Annotated in this window: 23 protein-coding genes; 6 read left to right on the forward strand and 17 right to left on the reverse strand. The window is 38.4% G+C overall.

Features of this window, described 5'->3' with window-relative positions:
- Nucleotides 1-60 precede the first annotated feature (60 nt).
- The 7 genes from murD to mraZ are packed head-to-tail and all read right to left on the reverse strand — an operon-like array spanning nucleotide 61 to nucleotide 7798.
- Complete coding sequence (gene murD / locus Q0M21_RS10285) at nucleotides 61-1398, reverse strand: UDP-N-acetylmuramoyl-L-alanine--D-glutamate ligase (RefSeq protein ID WP_295337830.1); 1338 nt, start codon at nucleotides 1396-1398, stop codon at nucleotides 61-63.
- Nucleotides 1398-2624: a phospho-N-acetylmuramoyl-pentapeptide-transferase gene (gene mraY, locus Q0M21_RS10290; RefSeq protein ID WP_295337832.1), complete on the reverse strand. Its 1227-nt coding sequence runs from the start codon at nucleotides 2622-2624 to the stop codon at nucleotides 1398-1400. Before mraY ends, murD begins: the two co-directional genes overlap by 1 nt.
- A 4-nt stretch (nucleotides 2625-2628) precedes the next feature.
- A complete protein-coding gene (locus tag Q0M21_RS10295) occupies nucleotides 2629-4092 on the reverse strand; it encodes a UDP-N-acetylmuramoyl-L-alanyl-D-glutamate--2,6-diaminopimelate ligase (RefSeq protein WP_295337834.1) in 1464 nt (487 codons plus the stop codon).
- On the reverse strand, nucleotides 4089-6098 hold the full coding sequence (locus tag Q0M21_RS10300; protein ID WP_295337836.1) for a penicillin-binding protein: 2010 nt from the start codon (nucleotides 6096-6098) through the stop codon (nucleotides 4089-4091). The genes Q0M21_RS10295 and Q0M21_RS10300 overlap by 4 nt, the downstream gene beginning before the upstream one ends.
- Nucleotides 6089-6436, reverse strand: a complete 348-nt coding sequence (locus tag Q0M21_RS10305; protein WP_295337838.1) for an FtsL-like putative cell division protein — start codon at nucleotides 6434-6436, stop codon at nucleotides 6089-6091. Before Q0M21_RS10305 ends, Q0M21_RS10300 begins: the two co-directional genes overlap by 10 nt.
- Nucleotides 6437-6441: 5 nt before the next feature.
- A complete protein-coding gene (gene rsmH, locus Q0M21_RS10310) occupies nucleotides 6442-7350 on the reverse strand; it encodes a 16S rRNA (cytosine(1402)-N(4))-methyltransferase RsmH (protein ID WP_295337840.1) in 909 nt (302 codons plus the stop codon).
- A complete protein-coding gene (mraZ, locus tag Q0M21_RS10315) occupies nucleotides 7325-7798 on the reverse strand; it encodes a division/cell wall cluster transcriptional repressor MraZ (protein WP_290875307.1) in 474 nt (157 codons plus the stop codon). Before mraZ ends, rsmH begins: the two co-directional genes overlap by 26 nt.
- A gap of 392 nt (nucleotides 7799-8190) precedes the next feature.
- On the opposite strand from mraZ, the gene Q0M21_RS10320 reads away from it, so the two are divergent.
- Nucleotides 8191-8955: an alpha/beta hydrolase gene (locus Q0M21_RS10320; protein WP_295337843.1), complete on the forward strand. Its 765-nt coding sequence runs from the start codon at nucleotides 8191-8193 to the stop codon at nucleotides 8953-8955.
- A 46-nt stretch (nucleotides 8956-9001) separates the two neighbouring features.
- On the forward strand, nucleotides 9002-9619 hold the full coding sequence (gene yihA / locus Q0M21_RS10325; protein ID WP_295337844.1) for a ribosome biogenesis GTP-binding protein YihA/YsxC: 618 nt from the start codon (nucleotides 9002-9004) through the stop codon (nucleotides 9617-9619).
- A gap of 3 nt (nucleotides 9620-9622) precedes the next feature.
- Here the strand turns inward: yihA and gldC are convergent, their stop codons facing one another.
- Both gldC and gldB read right to left on the reverse strand, forming a co-directional pair.
- Nucleotides 9623-9958 (reverse strand): gliding motility protein GldC, encoded by a 336-nt coding sequence (gene gldC, locus Q0M21_RS10330; protein ID WP_295337846.1) that lies wholly within the window; start codon nucleotides 9956-9958, stop codon nucleotides 9623-9625.
- The gene (gldB, locus tag Q0M21_RS10335; protein ID WP_295337848.1) at nucleotides 9951-10913 is read right to left on the reverse strand and encodes a gliding motility lipoprotein GldB; all 963 of its coding nucleotides are present in this window, start codon (nucleotides 10911-10913) and stop codon (nucleotides 9951-9953) included. Before gldB ends, gldC begins: the two co-directional genes overlap by 8 nt.
- 95 nt (nucleotides 10914-11008) lie before the next feature.
- On the opposite strand from gldB, the gene nadE reads away from it, so the two are divergent.
- Nucleotides 11009-11815: an NAD(+) synthase gene (nadE, locus tag Q0M21_RS10340; RefSeq protein WP_295337850.1), complete on the forward strand. Its 807-nt coding sequence runs from the start codon at nucleotides 11009-11011 to the stop codon at nucleotides 11813-11815.
- A gap of 84 nt (nucleotides 11816-11899) precedes the next feature.
- Nucleotides 11900-12529, forward strand: coding sequence for a response regulator transcription factor (locus Q0M21_RS10345; protein ID WP_295337852.1), 630 nt, complete (start codon nucleotides 11900-11902; stop codon nucleotides 12527-12529).
- A 29-nt stretch (nucleotides 12530-12558) separates the two neighbouring features.
- Here the strand turns inward: Q0M21_RS10345 and dnaG are convergent, their stop codons facing one another.
- The 7 genes from dnaG to Q0M21_RS10380 all read right to left on the reverse strand — a co-directional run bounded on the left by dnaG (nucleotide 12559) and on the right by Q0M21_RS10380 (nucleotide 19516).
- Complete coding sequence (gene dnaG / locus Q0M21_RS10350; protein ID WP_295337854.1) at nucleotides 12559-14538, reverse strand: DNA primase; 1980 nt, start codon at nucleotides 14536-14538, stop codon at nucleotides 12559-12561.
- 173 nt (nucleotides 14539-14711) lie between these two features.
- Entirely contained in the window at nucleotides 14712-15734 is a 1023-nt protein-coding gene (locus Q0M21_RS10355; RefSeq protein WP_295337856.1) for a hypothetical protein, read from the reverse strand.
- A 58-nt stretch (nucleotides 15735-15792) separates the two neighbouring features.
- Complete coding sequence (locus tag Q0M21_RS10360) at nucleotides 15793-16167, reverse strand: hypothetical protein (protein WP_295337858.1); 375 nt, start codon at nucleotides 16165-16167, stop codon at nucleotides 15793-15795.
- A 39-nt stretch (nucleotides 16168-16206) separates the two neighbouring features.
- Entirely contained in the window at nucleotides 16207-16950 is a 744-nt protein-coding gene (locus tag Q0M21_RS10365) for a hypothetical protein (RefSeq protein WP_295337859.1), read from the reverse strand.
- Nucleotides 16937-17497, reverse strand: a complete 561-nt coding sequence (locus Q0M21_RS10370; protein WP_295337861.1) for an RNA polymerase sigma factor — start codon at nucleotides 17495-17497, stop codon at nucleotides 16937-16939. Before Q0M21_RS10370 ends, Q0M21_RS10365 begins: the two co-directional genes overlap by 14 nt.
- Nucleotides 17498-17602: 105 nt before the next feature.
- Entirely contained in the window at nucleotides 17603-18445 is an 843-nt protein-coding gene (locus Q0M21_RS10375; RefSeq protein WP_295337863.1) for a DUF5694 domain-containing protein, read from the reverse strand.
- 90 nt (nucleotides 18446-18535) lie between these two features.
- Entirely contained in the window at nucleotides 18536-19516 is a 981-nt protein-coding gene (locus Q0M21_RS10380; protein ID WP_295337865.1) for a polyprenyl synthetase family protein, read from the reverse strand.
- 131 nt (nucleotides 19517-19647) lie between these two features.
- On the opposite strand from Q0M21_RS10380, the gene Q0M21_RS10385 reads away from it, so the two are divergent.
- Nucleotides 19648-20481 (forward strand): hypothetical protein, encoded by an 834-nt coding sequence (locus tag Q0M21_RS10385; RefSeq protein WP_295337866.1) that lies wholly within the window; start codon nucleotides 19648-19650, stop codon nucleotides 20479-20481.
- A gap of 59 nt (nucleotides 20482-20540) precedes the next feature.
- Here Q0M21_RS10385 and rlmN read toward each other — a convergent pair whose 3' ends face one another.
- A complete protein-coding gene (gene rlmN, locus Q0M21_RS10390; RefSeq protein WP_295337868.1) occupies nucleotides 20541-21581 on the reverse strand; it encodes a 23S rRNA (adenine(2503)-C(2))-methyltransferase RlmN in 1041 nt (346 codons plus the stop codon).
- 72 nt (nucleotides 21582-21653) lie between these two features.
- Between rlmN and Q0M21_RS10395 the strand changes: the two genes are divergently transcribed.
- Nucleotides 21654-22295 carry an O-methyltransferase gene (locus Q0M21_RS10395; protein WP_295337870.1) on the forward strand — a complete coding sequence of 214 codons (642 nt, stop codon included), beginning with the start codon at nucleotides 21654-21656 and terminating at the stop codon, nucleotides 22293-22295.
- Nucleotides 22296-22304: the final 9 nt, after the last annotated feature.

Genomic DNA, 22304 nt, shown 5'->3' on the forward strand with positions numbered 1-22304 from the left:
TGGTTCTATTTTTTAATTCATCATTTGTCATATTTGATATTTAATATCTAATATTTTAGATTATAAATTTTTTACAGCTGCCTTAAATTGATTTCCTCTGTCTTCATAGTTTTGGAACAAATCAAAGCTGGCACAAGCCGGTGACAACAAAACCGCATCACCTTTTTCCGCTAAGTGTTTAGCCGTGTTTACCGCATCGCGCATATTATCCACTTCTACCATCATATCTACTACATCGCTGAAAGCATCGATGATTTTTTTATTGTCTAAGCCCAAACAAATGATGGCTTTTACTTTTTCTCGCACCAAAGGCATCAACTCGCTGTAGTCGTTTCCTTTGTCTACACCTCCAACAATCCAAACGGTTGGTGCCGTCATACTGTCGAGAGCGAAGAAAGTCGCATTGACATTGGTGGCTTTGCTATCGTTGATGTACTGCACATTTTGAATTTTGAGTACTTTTTCCAAACGATGTTCAACGCCTTGGAAATTCGACAAACTTTCGCGTATGGTTTGCTTTCTGATTTTCATCAGTTGGGCTACAGAGGTAGCGGCCATAGCGTTCTTCATGTTGTGTTTTCCTTCCAATGAAATGTCAGCGGTTTTCATTTCAAATTCTTCGTTGTTGATGATAATGTCCATAGTGTCGTCGTTTTTAATAAAGGCTCCGTTTTCAAAAGTTTTTGATACAGAAAAAGGTATAGTTTGTGCTTTTGTTTTATTATTTTTTAACCATTCGGCTATCGCTTCGTCATCGGCGTCGTAGATGAAAAAATCAGCTTCCGTTTGGTTCATTGTGATTCTGAATTTAGAGGCGATATAATTTTCATATTGATACTCATATCGGTCTAAATGATCCGGACTGATGTTGGTTAATACCGCAATGTCCGGTTTGTAATTGATGATGCCATCCAACTGAAAACTGCTCAATTCCAACACATAGTAATCGTAGTTTTCTTCGGCCACTTGCCAGGCAAAGCTTTTCCCGATGTTCCCGCCTAATCCTACGTTTAGCCCACCTTCTTTGAGCAAATGATACGTTAGCATGGTGGTAGTCGTTTTTCCGTTGCTTCCTGTAATCCCGATAGTTTTCGCTTTGGTATACGGATAAGCAAACTCAATTTCAGAAATAACCGGTATTCCTTGTGCCATCAACTTTTTAACTATTGGCGCTTTGTCCGGAATTCCGGGGCTTTTCATCACTACATTGGCATTTAGAAGCAGCGCTTCCGTGTGCTTTTCTTCTTCCCAATCGATGTTATATTGTGTAAGAACGTTTTTGTATTTCTCTGTTATTTTTCCGAAATCGGACACGAATACTTCGTAGCCTTCTTTCTTTCCTAAAATGGCGGTCCCCACACCACTTTCGCCTCCGCCAAGTACAACCAATCTTCGCATTATCTCAATTTTAAAGTCACTATAGAAACGATGGCTAATAAGATGGCTACAATCCAAAATCGGGTTACAATTTTACTCTCGTGATAGCCTTTCTTTTGGTAGTGATGGTGAAGCGGCGACATTAGGAAAACCCTTCGCCCTTCACCAAAACGCTTCTTGGTATATTTGAAATAAGCCACCTGAATGATTACCGATAAATTTTCAGCAAAGAAGATGGCACATAATACCGGCAACAACATTTCTTTGCGCACTGAGATGGCCAAAACCGCTATGATTCCGCCTATGGTTAAACTTCCGGTGTCGCCCATAAATACAGAGGCCGGGAAAGAGTTATACCATAAAAATCCTATTAGAGCTCCAACAAATGCCGAAATGAAAACCGTCATTTCACCCGAATTTGGGATGTACATGATATTGAGATAACTCGACAAAATAAGATTCCCTGAAACAAAGGTGAAAATCCCTAATGCGAGCACGGATATGGCAGATGTTCCTGCGGCTAAACCATCGATGCCATCCGTTAAGTTGGCTCCGTTAGAAACTGCGGTGATGATGAAAATCACAATCGGAATAAACACCAACCACGCCCAATTTTCGTAACCTTCTCCGGTCCAAGCAATGATTTTAGCGTAATCCAACTCGTTATTTTTAAAAAAAGGAATAGTCGTGGTCGTTGATTTTTTCTCCACCGGTGCTTGGGTGATGACACTTTGTGTTTGATTGAAAGTGATAGGCGTATTCGAACGTTCTCTCACGGTTACCCCCGGATGGAAGTACAATACCGAACCTACGATTAGTCCGAGACCAACCTGCCCGATTACTTTGAAAATCCCTTTTAACCCTTGTTTGTCTTTTTTGAAGATTTTGATGTAATCGTCAATAAAACCGATGGTTCCCATCCAGAGTGTGGTTACAATCAACAAGATGATGTAGATATTGTTGAGTTTGGTTAGCAAAATCACCGGAATCAACGTAGCGATAATAATGATTAAACCACCCATTGTTGGCGTTCCTGCTTTTTGTGTTTGGCCTTCCAAACCTAATTCTCTCACCGTTTCCCCAACTTGCTGGTTTCTTAAGAAGTTGATGATTTTTTTACCGTAAATGGTCGAAATCATCAGCGACAAGATCAAGGCCAAGGCCGAACGAAACGTAATGTATTGGAATACCCCGGTTCCGGGCACATCCATGGTTTTGTCGAGGTATTCAAATAAATAATATAGCATAGGTTTATTTATTTAGCTGTTCTAATAGTTCTTTTACAATCTTCATATCGTCGAAATCGTGACGAACGCCTTGAATTTCCTGGTAAGTTTCGTGTCCTTTTCCGGCGATTAGAATGATATCGTTTGGCCCGGCCAACTGACAAGCGGTTTTGATGGCTTGTTTACGGTCGACTATGGACAAGGTTTTCTTTTGATTTTGCGGCTCAACACCTTTTTCCATATCGGCTATGATGTCAATCGGATCTTCTGTTCTTGGGTTATCCGAAGTGATGATCACCTTATTGCTCATACTGCTGGCAATGTGCGCCATGATGGGTCTTTTGGTCTTGTCTCTGTCGCCACCGCAACCTACCACTGTAATCAATTGTTCGTTGTTGGTTCGGATGTCGTTAATGGTTTTGATTACATTTTCCAAAGCATCCGGCGTATGCGCATAATCAACTACCGCGGTAATTTTTTGATCGGAAACGATGTATTGGAATCGGCCTGAAACACTTTCCAATTCTGACAACAAGCGTAATACCTCTAATTTATCCAAGCCTAATTCCACTGCTGTTCCGTAAATGGCCAGTAAATTGTAGGCATTGAAAGTCCCAATCAATCGCACCCAAACTTCGCTTTCATTAATCTTCAGTAACAAGCCTGACAATTGGCTTTCCAAGATTTGCGCTTTATAATCGGCATACGACTTTAAAGCATAGGTTAACTTTCTGGCAGCAGTATTTTGGAACATAACCGCACCGTTTTTATCATCAACATTTGTTAGTGCAAAAGCGGTTTTTGGCAAATGATCGAAAAATGATTTCTTTACATCTCGGTATTCGGCAAACGTTGGATGGTAATCCAAGTGATCGTGAGACAAATTGGTAAAGACACCGCCTGCAAAATGCAAGCCTTCGGTACGTTTTTGATGGATGCCGTGCGAGCTTACTTCCATAAAGCAATACTCGACACCCGCAGCATTCATTTCAGCCAGATAATGGTTAATGGTCAACGAATCCGGTGTAGTGTGTGTGGCTTTGTATTCAACGTCATTCACCATAATTTTTACCGTAGACAACAAGCCTACTTTGTAACCTGCTTTTTGGAACAATTGGTACAAAAGCGAAGCAATAGTTGTTTTTCCGTTGGTTCCGGTAATGCCTACTAGCTTCAGATTTTGCGACGGATTACCGTAATAATTGGTTGCCAAATAAGCCAAAGCCGTATTGGTATCTTTCACCTGAATATAAGTCACACCTGTAACGATAATTTCAGGCAAAGTATCGCAGACAATAGCCGTGGCACCTAAGTTGATGGCTTTCTCGATAAAGTCATGTCCGTTAGAAACCGTACCACGTATAGCCACAAACACATCGTTCTCTTCCACTTTTCTGGAATCGAATTCGATTTTGTTAATAGACATTTCGGTCGAACCTTTTACAACTTCGATGGCTACTTTATATAATATGTCTTTTAAAATAATCACGATAATTCGAGTATGATGATTTGATTTTTGGTTAAGGCTGAGCCCGGCTGGATGGATTGTCTTTTGACTTTCCCGAAACCTATGACTTTAACCTTCATTTTCATGTTTTCTAAAAGCGCCACAGCATCCATACCACTCATTCCTTTTACATTTGGAACCACTTTGGATTCGGAGTTGGCTTTGGCTTCAAACTCGGCATAAGCTTTCTCTTGTTTGCCGATTTTTTTGTTTAAGTTTTTGATTTCGTTGGTCGATGGAGCATCGGTAAAAATCTTTTGTGCCACTCGTTTGAAAACCGGACCGGCCACATCGGCACCGTAATAATTATTCCCTGATGTGTTTGGTTTGTGCACTACCACGATACAAGAATACTTAGGGTTTTCTGCCGGAAAGAAACCAACGAAAGACGATATGTAATGCTTCTCGCTTCCTCCGTTTTTACCGTAATTGGCTTGGGCAGTTCCGGTTTTTCCGGCCATCGAAAAATCTTTAGAATACAATTTGGCTCCGGTTCCTCTTTTGACCACATTAGTCAAAGCTGCTTTCACTTTTTTGATGGTTTCTTGAGAACATATTCTCGGATTGATGACTTCTTTATTGTACTTTTTGATGGTTCGGTTCCATTCTTTGATTTCGGACACGAATTGTGGTTTTACCATTTCACCGTTATTCGCTACCGCATTATACAACGTCAGTGTTTGCAAAGGCGTTACCGAAACTCCGTAACCAAAAGCCATCCATGGCAAGGAAATCGCACTCCAATGTTTGTCGCCCGGTTGCGGAATGTATGGTTTGCCTTCGCCTTGAAATGGTAATCCAAGAGGTTTGTTTAATCCCATTTTTTCAATGTGGGCTACAAATTCTTTAGGGTTGTTCTTATAATTTTCGTAAACGGCTTGTACCAACACCGTATTGGAAGACACTTCAAATCCTTTTCCCAATGAAATTCGGCCATAACCGCCTTCCTTAGAATCTCTGACTTTACTGCCACGATAATCGATTACTCCGCCAAACGTATCGTACACCTTACTGGTATCCACTTTTTTATCATCCAACAACGCTATCATATCCACCAACTTGAATGTTGAGCCTGGTTCGTGCGATTCGGTGATTGCATAATTTGTGGTTTCGAAATAAGTAGAATCTGTTTCTCTGAGTTTTCCTAAATTGGAGATCGCTCTGATTTTTCCCGTCTTGGTTTCCATAACCACTACGCAGCCGTGATCGGCCTTGAATTCTTGTAATTGTTTTAACAAAGCATGATGTGCAATGTCCTGAATATATACATCGATAGTAGAAATCACATCGTAACCGTCTTGTGGGTCTACTTCATTTTGGTCACGAATAGGTTTCCACTGTCCTTTGGCAATTTTTTGTTTTAAAACTTTACCGTCTTTTCCGTTAAGGTATTTACGGAAGGACCATTCAATCCCTTTTCCAACTAACTTGCCGTTTTCGTCTTCTCTTTCATAGCCGATAGTTCTTTCGGCGATTTTACCGATTGGATGTTCACGTACCGTTTTTTGCTCGGTAATCATACCGCCTTTATTAGCGCCTAAATTGAACAAAGGAAAACTTTTGATTTTCACATACTCGGTGTAGCTCAACTTTTTGGCGATTAACAAATAGCGGTTTTTATTTTCGCGCGCGGTTTTGAGTTGGTTCAGGTAAAATCCGCTTGGTTTGCCTAACATTACCGAAAGTGAATCGGCCAATGGTTTTACGTTGGTTTCAAAATCCTCCGACTTCGGTGCTACAGCATCAAAACGAATGTTGTAATTAGGAATAGAAGTCGCCAATAAGCTGCCGTCGGCCGAATAAATATTACCTTTATTCGCCGGAATGACAAAGTTCTTCACTGTTCGTTCTTTGGCTAGCTTTCGGTAATGATCGCCTTCAACCCACTGAATTTTAGTGAGTTTAAACGTAATTGCCAAAGCCATCAGGAACAAGCAGAAAGCCACTAGGTAAATACGGTAAGAGATATGTTTATCTTCTACTGCCATAGCTTTTGAAAGAAACTTTTTTCAATTGGTTTTTTAATTTTTATTTTTTGTGGCGGAACCGATGAAGGGAAAATATTTCGCTCCTTCATTTTTTCAGAAACAGTCGATTCCATTTTTAACTTCATTAATTCCGAACGTTTGTCTACAAATTCAGAGCGCAATTCTTTGACTTCGTTAGTCAACTCGGCGATTCTGAAAATTTTTTGATCGTAACGGTGTTCGTTGGCAATCATCAAAATGGCCAGTAAAATCAAAAACACGATGAAACGCCAATTTTTGGTAGCATCTTCATTCACTAAAAACCGAGCTTTTAAAATGCTGTAAACGCCTTTTTTCATCGGGATTAAATTTTTTCTGCTATTCTTAATTTGGCACTACGTGCTCTGTTGTTGATTTTAATTTCGGCTTCTGTCGGCACGATTAACTTTCCTACTAATTTGAACGGAACCGAAAAGTTCCCAAAAAAATCACGTTCCGGTTCACCTTCAAAAAGTCCGTTTTTCATAAAGCGCTTCACCAAACGATCTTCTAAAGAATGATAAGAGATAACACTTAATCGACCGCCGGGGTTCAATATTTCAAGCGATTGTTCTAAAAATTCTTTGAGCACTTCCATTTCTTGGTTTACCTCGATTCGTATCGCTTGATAAATTTGAGCCAAGACTTTATTTTTTACTTTTTCCGGCAGGTATTTAGCCAAGACCGTTTTTAGTTCTTCGGTTGTTTTAATATCTTTTTTCTCTCTGGCTTCCACTATTGTTCGGGCCAAAGCCGGCGCTACTTTTAACTCGCCGTAATCCAAAAACACTCTTTTAAGGTTGCTTTCATCGTATTCATTAATGACTTTGTAAGCATCCAACTCATTTCTTTTACTCATTCGCATATCGAGGTCGGCATCGAATCGAGTAGAAAAACCTCTTTCCGGAACGTCAAATTGGTGAGATGAAACGCCTAAATCAGCTAAAATTCCGTCTACGCTTTTCACACCATGGAATCTCAAAAATCGTTTGATATATCTGAAATTTTCCTGTACCAACGTAAACCTTTCATCAGGCAAAGCATTGTTCCAAGCATCTTCATCCTGATCGAATCCAAACAACTTTCCGTTAGGACCAAGTCTTCTCAAAATCTCTTTAGAATGACCGCCGCCGCCGAAAGTCACATCAACATATATGCCGTCCGGCTTGATATTTAAGCCGTCAACTGTCTCTTGTAATAAAACCGGATTATGATATTCCATCGCTGTCGTCATTTATGTTTCCCATTACATCTTCTGCTAAATCTGCAAAATCAATGTCGTCACCGGCAATCGATTTTTCATACAAATCTTTATCCCAAATCTCCACAATGTTTACGGCTGACGAGAGCACGATATCTTTTGAAATCTGACTAAAAGTCGTTAAATCTTTCGGAATCAATAATCGGCCTAAATCGTCTACTTCAACCATTTTTACACCGGCAGTAAAGCGGCGGATGAAGTCGTTATTTTTTTTCACGAATCGGTTAAGCTTATTGATTTTTTGCATCATTAAATTCCATTCCGCCATTGGATAAAGTTCCAAACAAGGCTGAAACACAGAACGCTTCAAGACGAAGCCATCTTGAAGAGAATTAGCCAGTTGCTTCTTCAAAGCCGAAGGAATCATAAGCCTTCCTTTGGCGTCAACTTTGCATTCATATGTTCCGATTATGGAGTTCAATTGCTGCTTATTTTGGTTATCAGCAAAAATATAAAAATAATTACCACAATTTACCACAAACTACCACTTTGTTAATAAGTTTTACCACTTCATTCCCATTTTGACAAAAATCACCACGTTACAACTTTGAAAGAATTATTGATGATTATTTAATGAATCTTGATTTCAAGAGAAAAAAAAACATAAAAAACTCATTATTAGCTATTTTGTTACATAAAATTGATTTTTAAGGATCCGAAAAAAGCAATGCTGCGACGAAACAATACCGTATTGATATGTTAAAAAAACAGCGATAAAAATCAATTTTAAAGCAGGAAATATTAGTTACAAACCTCAAATGTTATCTATAAAATCATATATTTGTTGCCGAGGTAAAAAGTCACTTAAATTACATGGAAGGAAATTTTAAAAAGGAAGGAAGATATTCTTATTTTGAAGCCGGAGAAGGCACACCTATAGTAGTTCTACACGGGTTAATGGGCGGTTTGAGCAACTTTAACGGAGTAGCTAAATATTTCTCCGAAAGAGGTTACAAAGTAGTTATTCCCGAATTACCTATTTACACTCAAAACATCCTGAAAACCAATGTAAAAGCATTTGCCAAGTATGTCAAAGACTTCATTACATTTAAAGGCTTTGACCGCGTAATTTTGTTGGGCAATTCCTTGGGCGGACATATTGCTTTGTACCATTCTAAAATGTATCCTGAAAAAGTAGCCGGCCTTGTATTGACAGGAAGTTCCGGACTTTATGAAAGCGCAATGGGCGACAGTTATCCGAAACGCGGTGATTACGAATACATCAAAAAGAAAGCGGAAGCGGTATTTTACGATCCCAAAATCGCTACCAAAGAAATAGTTGACGAAGTCTTTGCTGTTGTAAACGACCGTATTAAAGTACTGAAAACCTTAACCATAGCAAAAAGTGCGATACGTCATAACATGGCCAAGGATTTACCTAAAATGCATGTAAAAACGTGTTTGATTTGGGGGAAAAACGACCAAGTGACACCACCGGAGGTCGCCGAAGAATTCCACAAATTAATGCCGAATTCCTCTTTGTATTGGATTGACAAATGCGGACACGCTGCGATGATGGAACATCCTGACGAGTTCAATCGTTTGTTGGACGAATGGTTAAAAGAGGTTCATTTATAATTTACAAAGAGTCCGTTTTGGACTTTTTTGTTTTTACCGAAACACTATGAAAATTAATACTGCCGAATTTATCATCAGCAATTCCGACGTAAGCAAGTGTCCGAAAGAACCACTGCCGGAGTACGCCTTTATTGGTCGTTCCAACGTTGGAAAATCTTCGTTAATCAACATGCTGACGAATCACAAAAATTTGGCTAAAACTTCGGGAAAACCCGGAAAAACTCAATTGATTAATCATTTTAAAATCAATTCCAATTGGTTTTTGGTCGATTTACCGGGTTATGGTTACGCTCGTGTTTCTAAGAAAACCAAAGACGTTTTCCAGCAATTCATTACCGATTATTTTGAAAAAAGAGAACAATTGGTTTGCGCTTTTGTGCTGATTGACATTCGTTTGGAAGCGCAAAAAATAGATTTGGATTTCATCAATTATTTAGGAGAAATTGAAGTGCCGTTCTGCATCATCTTTACCAAAGCCGATAAAATCAGTCGTGGTAAAATTGACGCTCATGTAGCAGCTTATCGCAAAGCATTGTTGGCTAATAATTGGGAAGAAATGCCACAGCACTTTGTTACTTCTTCTTTGGAAACCACCGGAAGAGAAGAACTATTGGCTTTTATTGATGATGTAAACGGCCAGATGTTTAAAAGCGGTGAGTTGTAAAAACTACGCTTTCAATTCCATTTTTTCGGCAAAATAATCACAGAAATCTTTCATGGTATCTGCCATTTTTTCATCGGCTGTGGCACGTTGAAAAGTATCGGACATAGCCACTAACGTTTGGTGGAAAAATTTCTTCATTTCATCTACCGGCATGTCTTTGGTCCACAAATCTATACGAAGCGTTTCTTGCGCATTGCTGTCCCAAATAGACAACATCAAGGCTTTAGCTTCTTCTTGTTCTACGCCACCGTCTTGAGCCGTCCAAGTAAGTTTTTCAGGAATTCTGTTTTCGTCAAGCTCGACGTTGAATTTTATTTCGGATTTAATGGTATTACTCATTTTTCTTTGGTTTATATTTTGATCTTTCGAAAATTTGTTTGGCGTCCATTTTTAGCATTTCCTGCAAACTCACTTCGTTGTTTTCCATAAAAGAGCGAACTATTTGCCAACCGATCCACTGTCCTATTCTACCCGGAGATTCATTGTCTATTTCAAGATAAAATTTAGAAAACGGTGCTTGGTTTATAAAGCGATTCTCCAGTTTAGTATCGGAACTAAACAACAAATTCTCTTCGATAAAGAAACGCCAAATGTAGCTTTCGTTTTCCTGACTCCAAGCAATTTGCTCCGATGTGTAGCCTATTTTTTCAGCATCAGTATGATTGGGCAACATTACATCTTTCAGATAAAGCTCTTTTCCGTAATAAATCATATTAGCCAATAACGTTTTCTCTGATGGAGGCGGAATTTTACGCATAGCATAACTGGCTACAATGTCGGGCATCATTTGACGCTCTTCAAAATTTTGTTTCAAATATTCGGGGAAAGTGTAAAATTGATGAGACTTCCCTAAGTATAGCTCCAAAGCGATAATCAATTTATCGTTAGCATAAATGGCTTTGTTGTTATAATCCATGTCGGCAATAACGGTGTAAATTTTAGGCATAACCGTTTCAGGGAAATAGTATTTGAAATGCTTGAACAAATCCTCTATCTCTGTAGTTTGCTTGTTGAAATCAGGAAACTTCTTTTGCACTTCGGCATACAACGCTCGCCAATCTTTGTTTTGCATTTTTTCGACCCAAACGTCATCAGGCGTACCTTCCGGGAAAAAGAACGGATATTCCGCTTTTAAATTGGATAACTCATTCGGTTTGGCTTCAAAAAAAGCCTGATCAAAACGATCCACTTTAAGCGTTACAGAAATCTCCTCAACGGCTTTTTCTACCTTAGATTTTTTATCACAGGAAACCAACAAAAAGAAAGTTATAACTATTACAAAATACTTTTTCATCATAAGAATTTAATATCAGAAAAAAGGCATTAAAAGCTCGTGTTTTTTTACATTTGCAAATATACGTTTCCGTTTCTAAAAACTTTCATAAAAAAATGGGTAAAAAAAGCAATATCAAGGTAGGGGAAGTAAATACCTATATTGTTACATGGTTAAAGAATTACGCTACAAGCGCTAATGTAAATGGTTTTGTAGTAGGTATTTCAGGCGGAGTTGACTCGGCGGTTACCTCAACGTTGTGTGCGCAAACCGGCTTAACAACGTTATGTATTGAAATGCCAATACACCAAGACAGCAGTCAAGTAAGCAGAGGTCGAGAGCATATTGAACAATTGAAACAGCGATTTCCAAATGTAAGCCATGCGGAAGCAAACTTAACAGAAGTTTTTGAAACGTTTAAAAAAACGGTGCCAAGTTCAGAGGATGAAGCAAAGTTACAGTTGTCTTTAGCCAATACCCGAGCGAGATTGCGAATGAGCACCTTGTATTATTTTGCTGGAATTCATGGATTGTTGGTAGCCGGAACCGGAAATAAAGTGGAAGATTTTGGTGTTGGTTTTTACACCAAATACGGAGATGGTGGCGTTGATTTGAGTCCGATTGCCGATTTAATGAAAAGTGATGTGTATGCATTGGGAGCGTATTTAGAGATTCCTGAATCCATACAAAAAGCGGCGCCAACCGATGGTTTGTTTGGCGATTCTAGAACCGATGAAGATCAATTAGGCGCGAGTTATGATGAATTGGAATGGGCGATGTTGGCCTTAGAATCAGGAAAAACAACCACTGATGTTGAAGGAAGAGAAAAAGAGGTTTTGGAGATATACAGCCGATTAAATAGGATTAATCAGCATAAAATGAATCCCATTCCGGTTTGTTTGATTCCTAAAGAATTTAAATAATGCAATTTATATTAACATTTTTACAATATAATTTTTTAACTTTACAGTAAATTTCTATTAATTTTTTTATCAAATACCACAATTATGATAAATGTATGTATTGCGGATAACTTTCCGGTTGTACACTTTGGAATGAAGGCTTATTTTAAGGACCATCCTGAAATTAGCATCGTTTCCAATGTAGGAAATTTTTTTATGGTGCCCGATGCTTTGAGAAACAAAGAAATTGACGTCTTAATCATCGATTTAGAACTTGAAGGACTAAAGAGTATTTACGAAATCAAGTCGATCATCAGAAATTTTCCGAAGACCAAAGTTATCGTCTTCAGTAGTTTGTCGGAGCACATCTACGCACCAAACGCTATTAAAGCTGGCTGTGCCGGATATGTTCACAAGACATCAAAACTTGAGAATTTAGGAATAACCATTGTCAAGGTTCACCAAGGACAAATTATCCTAAATGAAGAAATCAAGAGAAACTTAGCGTTGATTGCTAAACAAAACAAATCGGAGCGTTTGTATCGAAAACTTTCGAACAGAGAAATCGAGGTGTTGCGTTTCCTAAGCGACGGTAAGAAAAACAATGAAATTGCTAAGATTTTAGCGCTTAACGAAAAAACCATCAGTACTTATAAACTTCGTTTACTGACCAAACTCAACGTGACTAACTTAGTTGACTTGGTAAACAAAGCCAAAACTTTGGAAATCGTTTAAAATTAAAAACCCCGAAATTCGGGGTTTTTTTATAGGTAAGTGGAACGAATTCTTCCTATTTTATTAGTTAAAGCCACTTTTAACTTGTTGTAGTCGTTAATCATAGATTTGAGTTCTTCTAAATCGATTTCCGTTTCACTTTGAAAGGAACTCATCAAATCCTGTATCAGCTTATTGATTAAATATTCTCGCAACGAAACAATGGTTTCCGAAACATATTGCCCAACATTTTGCGCCTTGGTTTTTACATAAATGTGTTTCGTTTCCCAATTGTGGAGCAACTCTCTTTCTTCTGACATCAAAATATCGGTAACCACTTGCGAATGTTCCGGAGACAGTTGCATTAAATACTGTTCAATATTGAATTCATCGTTTTGGTGATAATACTGAATCAAATCAGTATAAATTTCTTTGAACAGAGGATGTGCTAACTCAACTTCGTCTTCTTGTAAGCTCAAATAAATTCTTTGAAAAACCTTATAGGTATTGGTTTCTTTCTCTTCAACCATCTCGCCTTCTTCGTTGGCTTTTAAAATATAATCGTCAAAATCCGCTTCATGAGAACCGTAAAGCAACAACATTTCGAGAATTTTACGCTCTAGTTCATAGATGATATTAACGCGTTCCTGACTGACTTGCGGTTCATTCTTTACAACCTCAAAAGCCTTTTGTTCTTGCTTTTGTTTCTTTCCGGCTTCGGCTATGTCTTTTTGCACCAATTGCGCCAAAGTATTCAGCAAAACCTGCTCAGAAATATCCATGATGCGAGAGGTTTCCTGTATATAGATTTCTCGCTTAATGCGGTCCGGGATTTTAGAAATACTGACCACCATATCGCGAATCAAATCGGCTTTCTTGATAGGATCGTTATTGGCTTCGTCCATTAATAAAGAAGCCTTGAACTGTATGAAATCTTTGGCGTTATTTTCTAAATACTGTACTAAATCGTCGTACGAATTTTTTCGGGCAAAACTGTCCGGATCGTCGCCATTAGGGAACGTACAAACTTTAACGTTCATACCTTCTTCCAAAATCAAATCGATACCTCGAATAGAAGCACGCAATCCGGCAGCATCACCATCAAAAAGCACCGTAATATTTTTGGTTAAGCGATTGATTAAGCGAATCTGATCGGAAGTTAAAGCCGTACCCGAAGACGCAACCACGTTTTCAATACCAGCTTGATGCAACTGAATCACATCGGTATAGCCTTCTACCAAATAACAATTGTTTTGTTTGGCGATGGATTGCTTGGCGTGAAAAATCCCGTAAAGAACTTTACTCTTATGGTAAATATCACTTTCGGGCGAATTGAGGTATTTAGCTGCTTTCTTATCATTGGTCAAAATTCGGCCACCGAAACCCAGATTTCTGCCTGACAAACTCTGTATCGGGAACATCACTCGCCCTTTGAACCGGTCAAAGTGTTTGCCGTCTTCACGGGTAATGGTCAATCCAACTTTTTCTAAAAACTCTAATTGATAGCCTTTCGACAGTGCTTCTTTGGTAAAAGCATCCCAAGTTTCAGGCGAATAACCCAAACCAAACTTGGCTATGGTTTCGTTGGTAAAACCTCTTTCTTTGAAATAAGACAATCCTATCGCTTTGCCTTCTTCAGTGTTTAAAAGCGTATCATGGAAATAGGTTTTGGCGAATTCAGAAACCAAATACAAACTTTCTTTCTCATTAGCTTCGATTCTGTCTTCTTGCGAAACTTCAGTTTCTTCGATTTCGATGTTGTACTTTTTGGCCAAATACCGAATCGCTTCCGGATAAGTGAAGTGTTCGTGTTCCATTAAGAAAGTCACCACACTACCGCCTTTCCCGGAACTGAAATCTTTCCAAATTTGCTTCACTGGCGAGACCATAAAAGACGGCGAACGCTCATCGGAAAACGGACTCAACCCTTTAAAATTACTACCGGCGCGCTTGAGCTGAACGAAATCGCCAATGACTTCCTCTACTCGAGCGGTTTCAAAAACTTTGTCTATGGTTTCGCGGGTAATCAAAGTTGGGTTTAAGGTTTAAATGTTTGCGGGTTTAAAGTTATGAAAAAATTGATGTAAGATTGTTGATTAACGATTGTAGATTTCAGATTTTATTCTGCAATCATAAATCTAAAATAAAAAAAGATGCTCCATTGCTGAAACATCTTTTTGAAGTATAAACTAACCTAATCAAATTAATTGAAGTCGAAGCGCACGCCCAGAGAAATGTTATTCTGTTTGATGGCATTGTCTTTGAACATCGGATTCAAATCGTATTTCAAATACAAACTGGTTTCGCCGTAACCGATGTAAGTGCTCACACCGTAGATAAAATCGTTGACATTGAAATCGCCTTTTTCTTTGATTGAAATATCGTTACCATCAAGTTCGTAACATAATTTTTGTTTAGATTTCACGCGTACTCCGGCGTAACCTCCTATGCCAAAACGAACACTTTCGTGGGTTCTGAATATTTTTTTCCCGTCTTTTTCTTTGGCTTTAGTAAAATCGAATTCCAAGTGAAGCGGCACAGTCAGATACACGTTTCGCAAGCGGGAATCTTTAAGATTGTATTGGAAGTTTTCCAAATAAGTTTGGTTGCCATTGGTCACAAACACACGGTTATCTGTTGGACGAAGGTTGTTGTACATCACCGACATTCCGTATTTTAAATGTAACAGATTATCGTTTTTTAATAAACGAGTATTGGAAGTAAAACCCCATTCGTAGAAGTGTGAACCCCAATACCTGAAGTCGGAATTAGCCACACTACCATCGGTAACCAAATTGTTTACTCCTGCGGCGAACACAAATTGCGAAGTAGTTCTTCTTTCACCTCTGGTCTTGCGTATAGAATCGCGCTTAATTACCACGGAAAAGTATTGGTTTTTACTTTCTTTGATTTTACCTTCTACTTTTTGATTTACCAATTCTTTTAATTCTTCCTGAGCTTGACCTACTCGTGTTTCAATATTTTTGGAACGAATTTCGGCTAATTGTAATTTTTTAGCATCGGCTTGCTCTTTGGTAATGGTTCCCGCTTCCAACTCTTTGTTAACCGATTCGATTTCAGCTTTAAGTGCTGCCTTTTCTTCTTTGGTAATGTTCTCAATTTTCTCAGCTATGGCCTTTGCCTTTGCCTCAAACGTTTCCTGTGCCAAGGCTTTATTGGCCAAGAGACTAAGTAATAAAGATGCGTAAATAATAAAATTTTTCATGATGATTAAATTTAAAATTAAACCTGCTTCCAACAGGTATTTATGGAGAGTTGCTTATTTACATTCCTGAAAGATGTACCATTAAATTTGTCTGTTTTGCAGCGGTCACATTTACGACATATCTTTCATTTTGATTCATCAAAAAGACCAATCGCTTTTTATCATTCTTTTTAATTCTTTTCGACACAATCAAACGGTTTTGTTGATCTTTAACCGATACTATAATATCCTCTTCGAGTTTGAGGCTAAACTTTAGGTCAACCTCAGAATCTTCATTGGCCAAAATTTCAAATTGGCTGTTTGTATGGTTTTCTGAACTAACTTCGGAGGCATTGCCCGACAATGATTTGATTTCGATGGCGCTTTGACCGTGTATTGAAGAGAGCGGACACAAAGCGAACACCATTACAGTGATTAAGAGTAAGTGTTTCATGATACGTGATTTTTTGATTGATGATGATTAAATGGATGATTATTCGTTATTTCGATTGGCCAAAGCCACTTTCACTTCTTGGTAGTTTTTATTGATTTTTTGCAGCATTTTTTCGCGGAAACTGTACTCGACTTCGCCATCGACTTGAGACAGCAAGCTTTTGGCATCAACTTTTACACTCGATTTTTTATTAGTCGATTCTTTTACCGATTGATCTAAATTGGCTAACAAACTGTCGTCGGATTTGATTTTGAAATCTTTTCGAATAACATTTTCCTTTGGAGCTACTATTTCCGGTAAGTCTTTAAGAGCAACATCAGAAGTAATTTGGTATTCAATTTCTTTGTTTCTTAGGATTTGATTGGATTGAACTGATTGATTTTGGATTGAAACTCCTTGATGATTAGTAACTGGTTGTTGGTTGTTGGTTGTTGGTTGATTATTTACAGAAGCGACAACTTCATCTTGTTTTTGACTTTCAACGATTGACGCTGCATTAATTTCAGCAGGATTTTGAACTGTATCGTTTTTAGTTTCCGCTCCTACCACTGTAGTATTAGGCATACTAATTACGGTATCGCTTTGATTGAAAAAAAACATACCAAGCGTTACCACAACCAAAATGCTGGCAGCAATAAACAAAAAGCCAAAAGGTTTTCTTGATTTTTTTTCTTCAGCTACAGAAAGCATGGCATCCAATCGGTCCCAAGCTTGGGCAGACGGTTGAATTTCTCTGGCATTCAGTTGGTCTCTGAATTGTTTCTCTAATTTATTCGGTTCCATTGTGGTAATTTTTTAATTTAATGATGTTGTCTTGGAGCATTTTTCGAGCGTGAGACAATTGCGATTTCGAAGTACCTTCACTGATGCTCAACATGGTCGCAATTTCTTGATGTTTAAACCCTTCAATCGCATACAAATTGAAAATCATTCGGTAACCATCAGGTAAATTATCGATTAAAAACTGAATATCTTCCACCGAAAACTTACTTTCAATATTGTTATGCCGTTCTTCGAAAAAAGTCTCGTCTTCGATAAACTTCACCTTCTTCTGTACTCGGATAAAAGAAATGCACTCGTTAATCATGATGCGGCGAATCCAACCTTCAAAACTGCCTTTGCTTTCAAAATTCTTGAGATTAGTAAACACTTTCATAAAGGCGGTAATCATAATGTCTTCCGCCTGATGCATATCTTTAATATACTGACGGCAAACACTCAACATTTTTGGAGCGAATTTGTAATAAATCTGATGTTGTGCATGGCGATTATTTTCGACAGCTAATGCGATCAGTTCATTTTCGTCCTTATGTAAGTTGATTACTTTCATTTAAAATTTCGATGTCAATTTCAATTTTCAACTTGTTATTGATATTGATTAGATTTCTATTAGCATAGACGATTGTGGTCTCAAAATGGTTGCATGAAAAGTAAATTATTTTAACCCTTCAAATTCAACATACTGATATTCAGGAGAAGACTCTAATAAATTTCTTAATATCGCCGCATGTCCATTTCCAATAATTACCAAAATCCTATCGTTGGGATTGGCCTTCATTTGTTGTATTTTTCTAAAGATTCTCAAGTTACGGTTATACCACCAAACCGATAAAATATCTGCTCCTCGAGTATCATCCAATTTAAAATCACCCACCAAATACGCTCCGTAATTTAACCGATGGGCTTCTCTGGAATTAATCCGCTTGAAATAAGTTAACAGAGACATTGATTTGGGTAATTTTTCATCATGAGCAAACCAATCTAAGAACATCTTTACATACGGATCTTCATGTTGAAAATCGAAATCTTTGAACAGCTTAGTTATGTATACCGAATCCCTTTGAGCCAAATCGGCATCCATCGATTCCACATCAATACTGTAAAGAGTGTCCAACTTTAATTCGTTGGCAATACGCATCCCTAATTGAAATCTTTCGTCTCTTTCCTGTCTGAATTCACCTTTTTTATACCGCTTTAATTTTTCTCCGGCTTTCCAATTAGGACGAGCTTCAATAGCAATTTTTGTAGGATTGAATTTTTTGATGTAAGAAACCAATTCCGTTACTTCCGATTTCTTAGGCTCTTGTAGAACATCTATTTTATTGTTGTCTTCGGTTTTCATCGCATCCAAATTAGGATAGTCGAAGTGAAAAGTACCCACTACTAACACTTTTGGGGTTTCTTTTGAAAAAAATGAAGCCGGTGATTTACTATTATCTTGCTGTGCCACACAGTAAAAGGAACACAAAACAAAGCCGATTGCGATTGATTTTTTCATTTTGATGCATTTTTAATTGATTAACGTATAGCTATAAGACGAGAATCAAAGCAAAAGGGTTGCATCAAAAAAACAACCTTATTAAACGAACTATTTTTTTCTTTCTATTACGTAATTCACCATAAGTGAAAGGGCGTCTCTGTATTTCGATTGGGGAAAGTTTTGGAGGATTTGGAGGGCTTCTTCTTGGAACTGCAACATTTTTTGCTCGGCATACTGCAAACCGTTTTTGTCTTTGACGAATTGGATAACTTCCTTAACGCGTTTTTTATCTTTGTTATGGTTTTTAATCGAATTGATGCACCAACTCTTTTCTTTATCCGCACAATTGTTCAGGGCATGAATTAACGGCAAAGTCATTTTTTGCTCTTTAATATCGATTCCGGTAGGTTTGCCAATGGCGTCATCGGTGTAATCGAACAAATCGTCTTTGATTTGAAAAGCCATACCAATCAACTCGCCAAATTTTCGCATCGCTTCTACCTGAGTTTCGTCTTCCGAAACCGATTTGGCACCTAAAGCACAACACGAAGCAATTAAAGTAGCGGTTTTTTTTCGGATGATTTCGTAATATACTTCTTCTACGATGTCCAGTCTTCTGGCTTTTTCTATTTGCAGTAATTCGCCTTCACTCATTTCGCGAACTGCTACCGAGATGATGCGGAGCAAATCGAAATCACCGTGATCAATAGAAAGCAACAAGCCTTTTGACAATAAGTAATCGCCGACTAAAACGGCAATTTTATTTTTCCACAACGCATTGAGGGAGAAAAAACCGCGACGACGATTGCTGTCGTCCACTACATCATCGTGTACTAAAGTTGCCGTATGAATCAACTCGATTACCGATGCACCGCGGTAGGTTCTTTCATTCACTTCGCCTTTTTCAGAGAGCATCTTGGCAACTAAAAACACAAACATCGGACGCATTTGTTTGCCCTTGCGATTGACAATGTAGTAAGTAATTCGGTTTAACAACGCAACCTTTGAAGTCATTGATTCGTAGAACTTTTTCTCGAAAAGTTCCATTTCCTCTTGTATAGGTTGTTTTATTTGAGAAGTGATATTCATTAAAACTAAAACCGAATTCCATCGGGCTTTCAAAGATACAACAAAGCCTTCGTATGAAAAAAATATTTACATTTGATTAAACCTTTTTTAATAGTATTATTCAAAGCAACGAACCAAAAATTAAAAAACATATGAAAATTAAAAATGTAATTATAGGAGCAACATTGTCAATGTTGATTTTAAGCTGTAGCAAAGACGACAGCAATAATGCTGTTTCGAATGATTTGAGCGAAGCCCGAGTGAGTGCCAAAATTGATATGGTAACGGAAGATGTTGCAAAGATAGTTGACGAACAATTTGCTCTTCAAGCCAATCCGTCGGCCGGAAGAAACAGTCAAGAAGTGTCTTCTTTGCCTTCTTGTGTAACAGTTAATGTTCAATTGACTCCTAACAACTGGACCAGAACCTTAACGTTTAACAACTGCGAATTACCTAACGGGAATGTACTCAACGGAACCATCATTATCAGCGGAAGCTTGAATTTCGACACACCATCACACACTATCAGCTATAGTTTTGTTGACTTCTATCACAACGACATCTTGGTTGAAGGGAATCGTACAGTAGTTCGCACAATTGAAAGTACAGCTTCGCAAGCTGTACCGCATCCGGTGGCCAATATGACTATCGATATGCAACTAACTTTCCCGAACGGCAATGAATACCACAGAGTTGGAAACCGAGTTCGTGAAATGATAGAAGGTTTCGGCACTCCGATGATTTGGGCAGACAATGTGTTTTCAATTACCGGGAACTGGACAACTACTTTCCCTGCAGGAACGAGAACGTCAACAATCACAACGCCACTCAGAGCTGAGGCCGGTTGTCCGCACATTGTTAGCGGAGTAATTACTACCGTTAGAAATAATAATACCATCACTTTGGATTACGGCAACGGTGATTGTGACAACCAAGCTACTTTAACCGTAAACGGCAACAGCACCAACATCACTTTAGGAAATTAATTACAGTTAACTTAGTTATAAATAAAGAAAACTCTCAGCGATAAGTTGGGAGTTTTTTTTCAGGATTTATTAGCCAATTGACCGCAAGCCGCATCAATATCTTTTCCTCGACTACGGCGTACTTTGGCTACAATATCATTTTTTCCCAGCGCAGCAATGTAATTATTAATCGCTTCCTCCGAGGCTTGTTGGAACTCGCCGTCATCAATAGGATTGTATTCGATTAAATTGACTTTGCAAGGTACGTATTTGCAGAATTTTACTAAAGCGTCAATAGAAGCTTTATCGTCGTTAATACCTTTCCAAACTACATACTCATACGTCACTTTACTCTTGGTTTTTTGATACCAGTACTGCAAGGCTTCTCTGAGTTCGGTCAAAGGGAAGTTTTTGGTAAACGGCATAATATGATTTCGAGTTGATTCGATAGCTGAATGCAAAGAAACTGCAAGTTTAAATTTAACCTCATCGTCGGCCATCTTTTTAATCATCTTAGAAACGCCCGAAGTAGAAACCGTAATGCGTTTGGGTGACATGCCTAAGCCTTCTTCCGAGGTAATCATATCGATGGCTTTCATCACATTATTGTAGTTCATTAACGGCTCGCCCATTCCCATAAAAACAATGTTGGATAACGGTCGATTGTAATACAAACGACTTTCACGGTCGATGGCCACGACTTGATCGTAAATCTCGCCCGGTTCCAAATTTCGCATTCTTTTTAAACGAGCGGTAGCACAGAAATTACAATCCAAACTACAGCCAACCTGACTGGAAACACAAGCCGTAGTTCGGGTTTCGGTGGGAATCAAAACGCTTTCCACTACTAAACCGTCATGCAAACGAACTGCATTTTTTACGGTACCATCTTCGCTGCGTTGCATTTGATCGACTTGAATATGGTTAATCACGAAATGTTTTTCCAACATGGCGCGCGTTTCTTTAGACACGTTAGTCATATCGTCAAAACTGTGTGAAGCTTTGCTCCACAGCCATTCGTACACCTGATTGCCGCGAAATGCTTTGTCGCCGTTGGCCACAAAAAAATCACGCAATTGGGTTTTAGTCAAACTTCGGATGTCTTTTTTCTCGATTTCCATGGCGCAAAGTTAGTCATAAAGTTGACATACTAATTTTGGAATTTGTAATTTTGGCTATTGAAAATTATTCCTATGCATTTCCTTTCTGACGAATTAGACGATTATGTAACCCAACATTCCCAAGACGAACCCGAATTATTGGCACAGTTGAACCGTGAAACCCATTTGAAAATCTTGCAGCCGCGGATGTTGAGCGGTCACTTTCAGGGCAGGGTTTTGAGTATGTTGTCGAAAATTATCCATCCGACCAATATTTTGGAAATCGGAACTTATACAGGTTACGCGACTTTGTGTTTGGCAGAAGGTTTAGCAGAAAACGGCAGTATTGACACCATAGACGTGAATGAAGAATTAGTGGATTTCCAACGAAAATATTTCGACCGTAGCGAATGGAGTAATCAGATTTTCCAACATTTAGGTCCGGCTTTAGACCTTATTCCGACCTTGGGTAAAAAATACGATTTGGTGTTTATTGATGCCGACAAGGACAATTACATCAACTACTTCCACGCCATTGTTCCGATGATGAATAAAGGCGGTATTATCTTATCGGATAATGTTTTGTGGAGCGGCAAGGTAGTTGAAGAAGTGAAAGCCAACGACAGAACTACCAAACTCATTATGGAATACAATCAGCTGCTGAAAAATGATCCGAGAGTAGAAACCGTTTTATTGCCTATCCGTGACGGATTGACTGTTTCAAGAGTAAAGTAAAAAGTTTGA

It is taken from the genome of Flavobacterium sp. (assembly GCF_024710485.1).
GTDB lineage: Bacteria > Bacteroidota > Bacteroidia > Flavobacteriales > Flavobacteriaceae > Flavobacterium.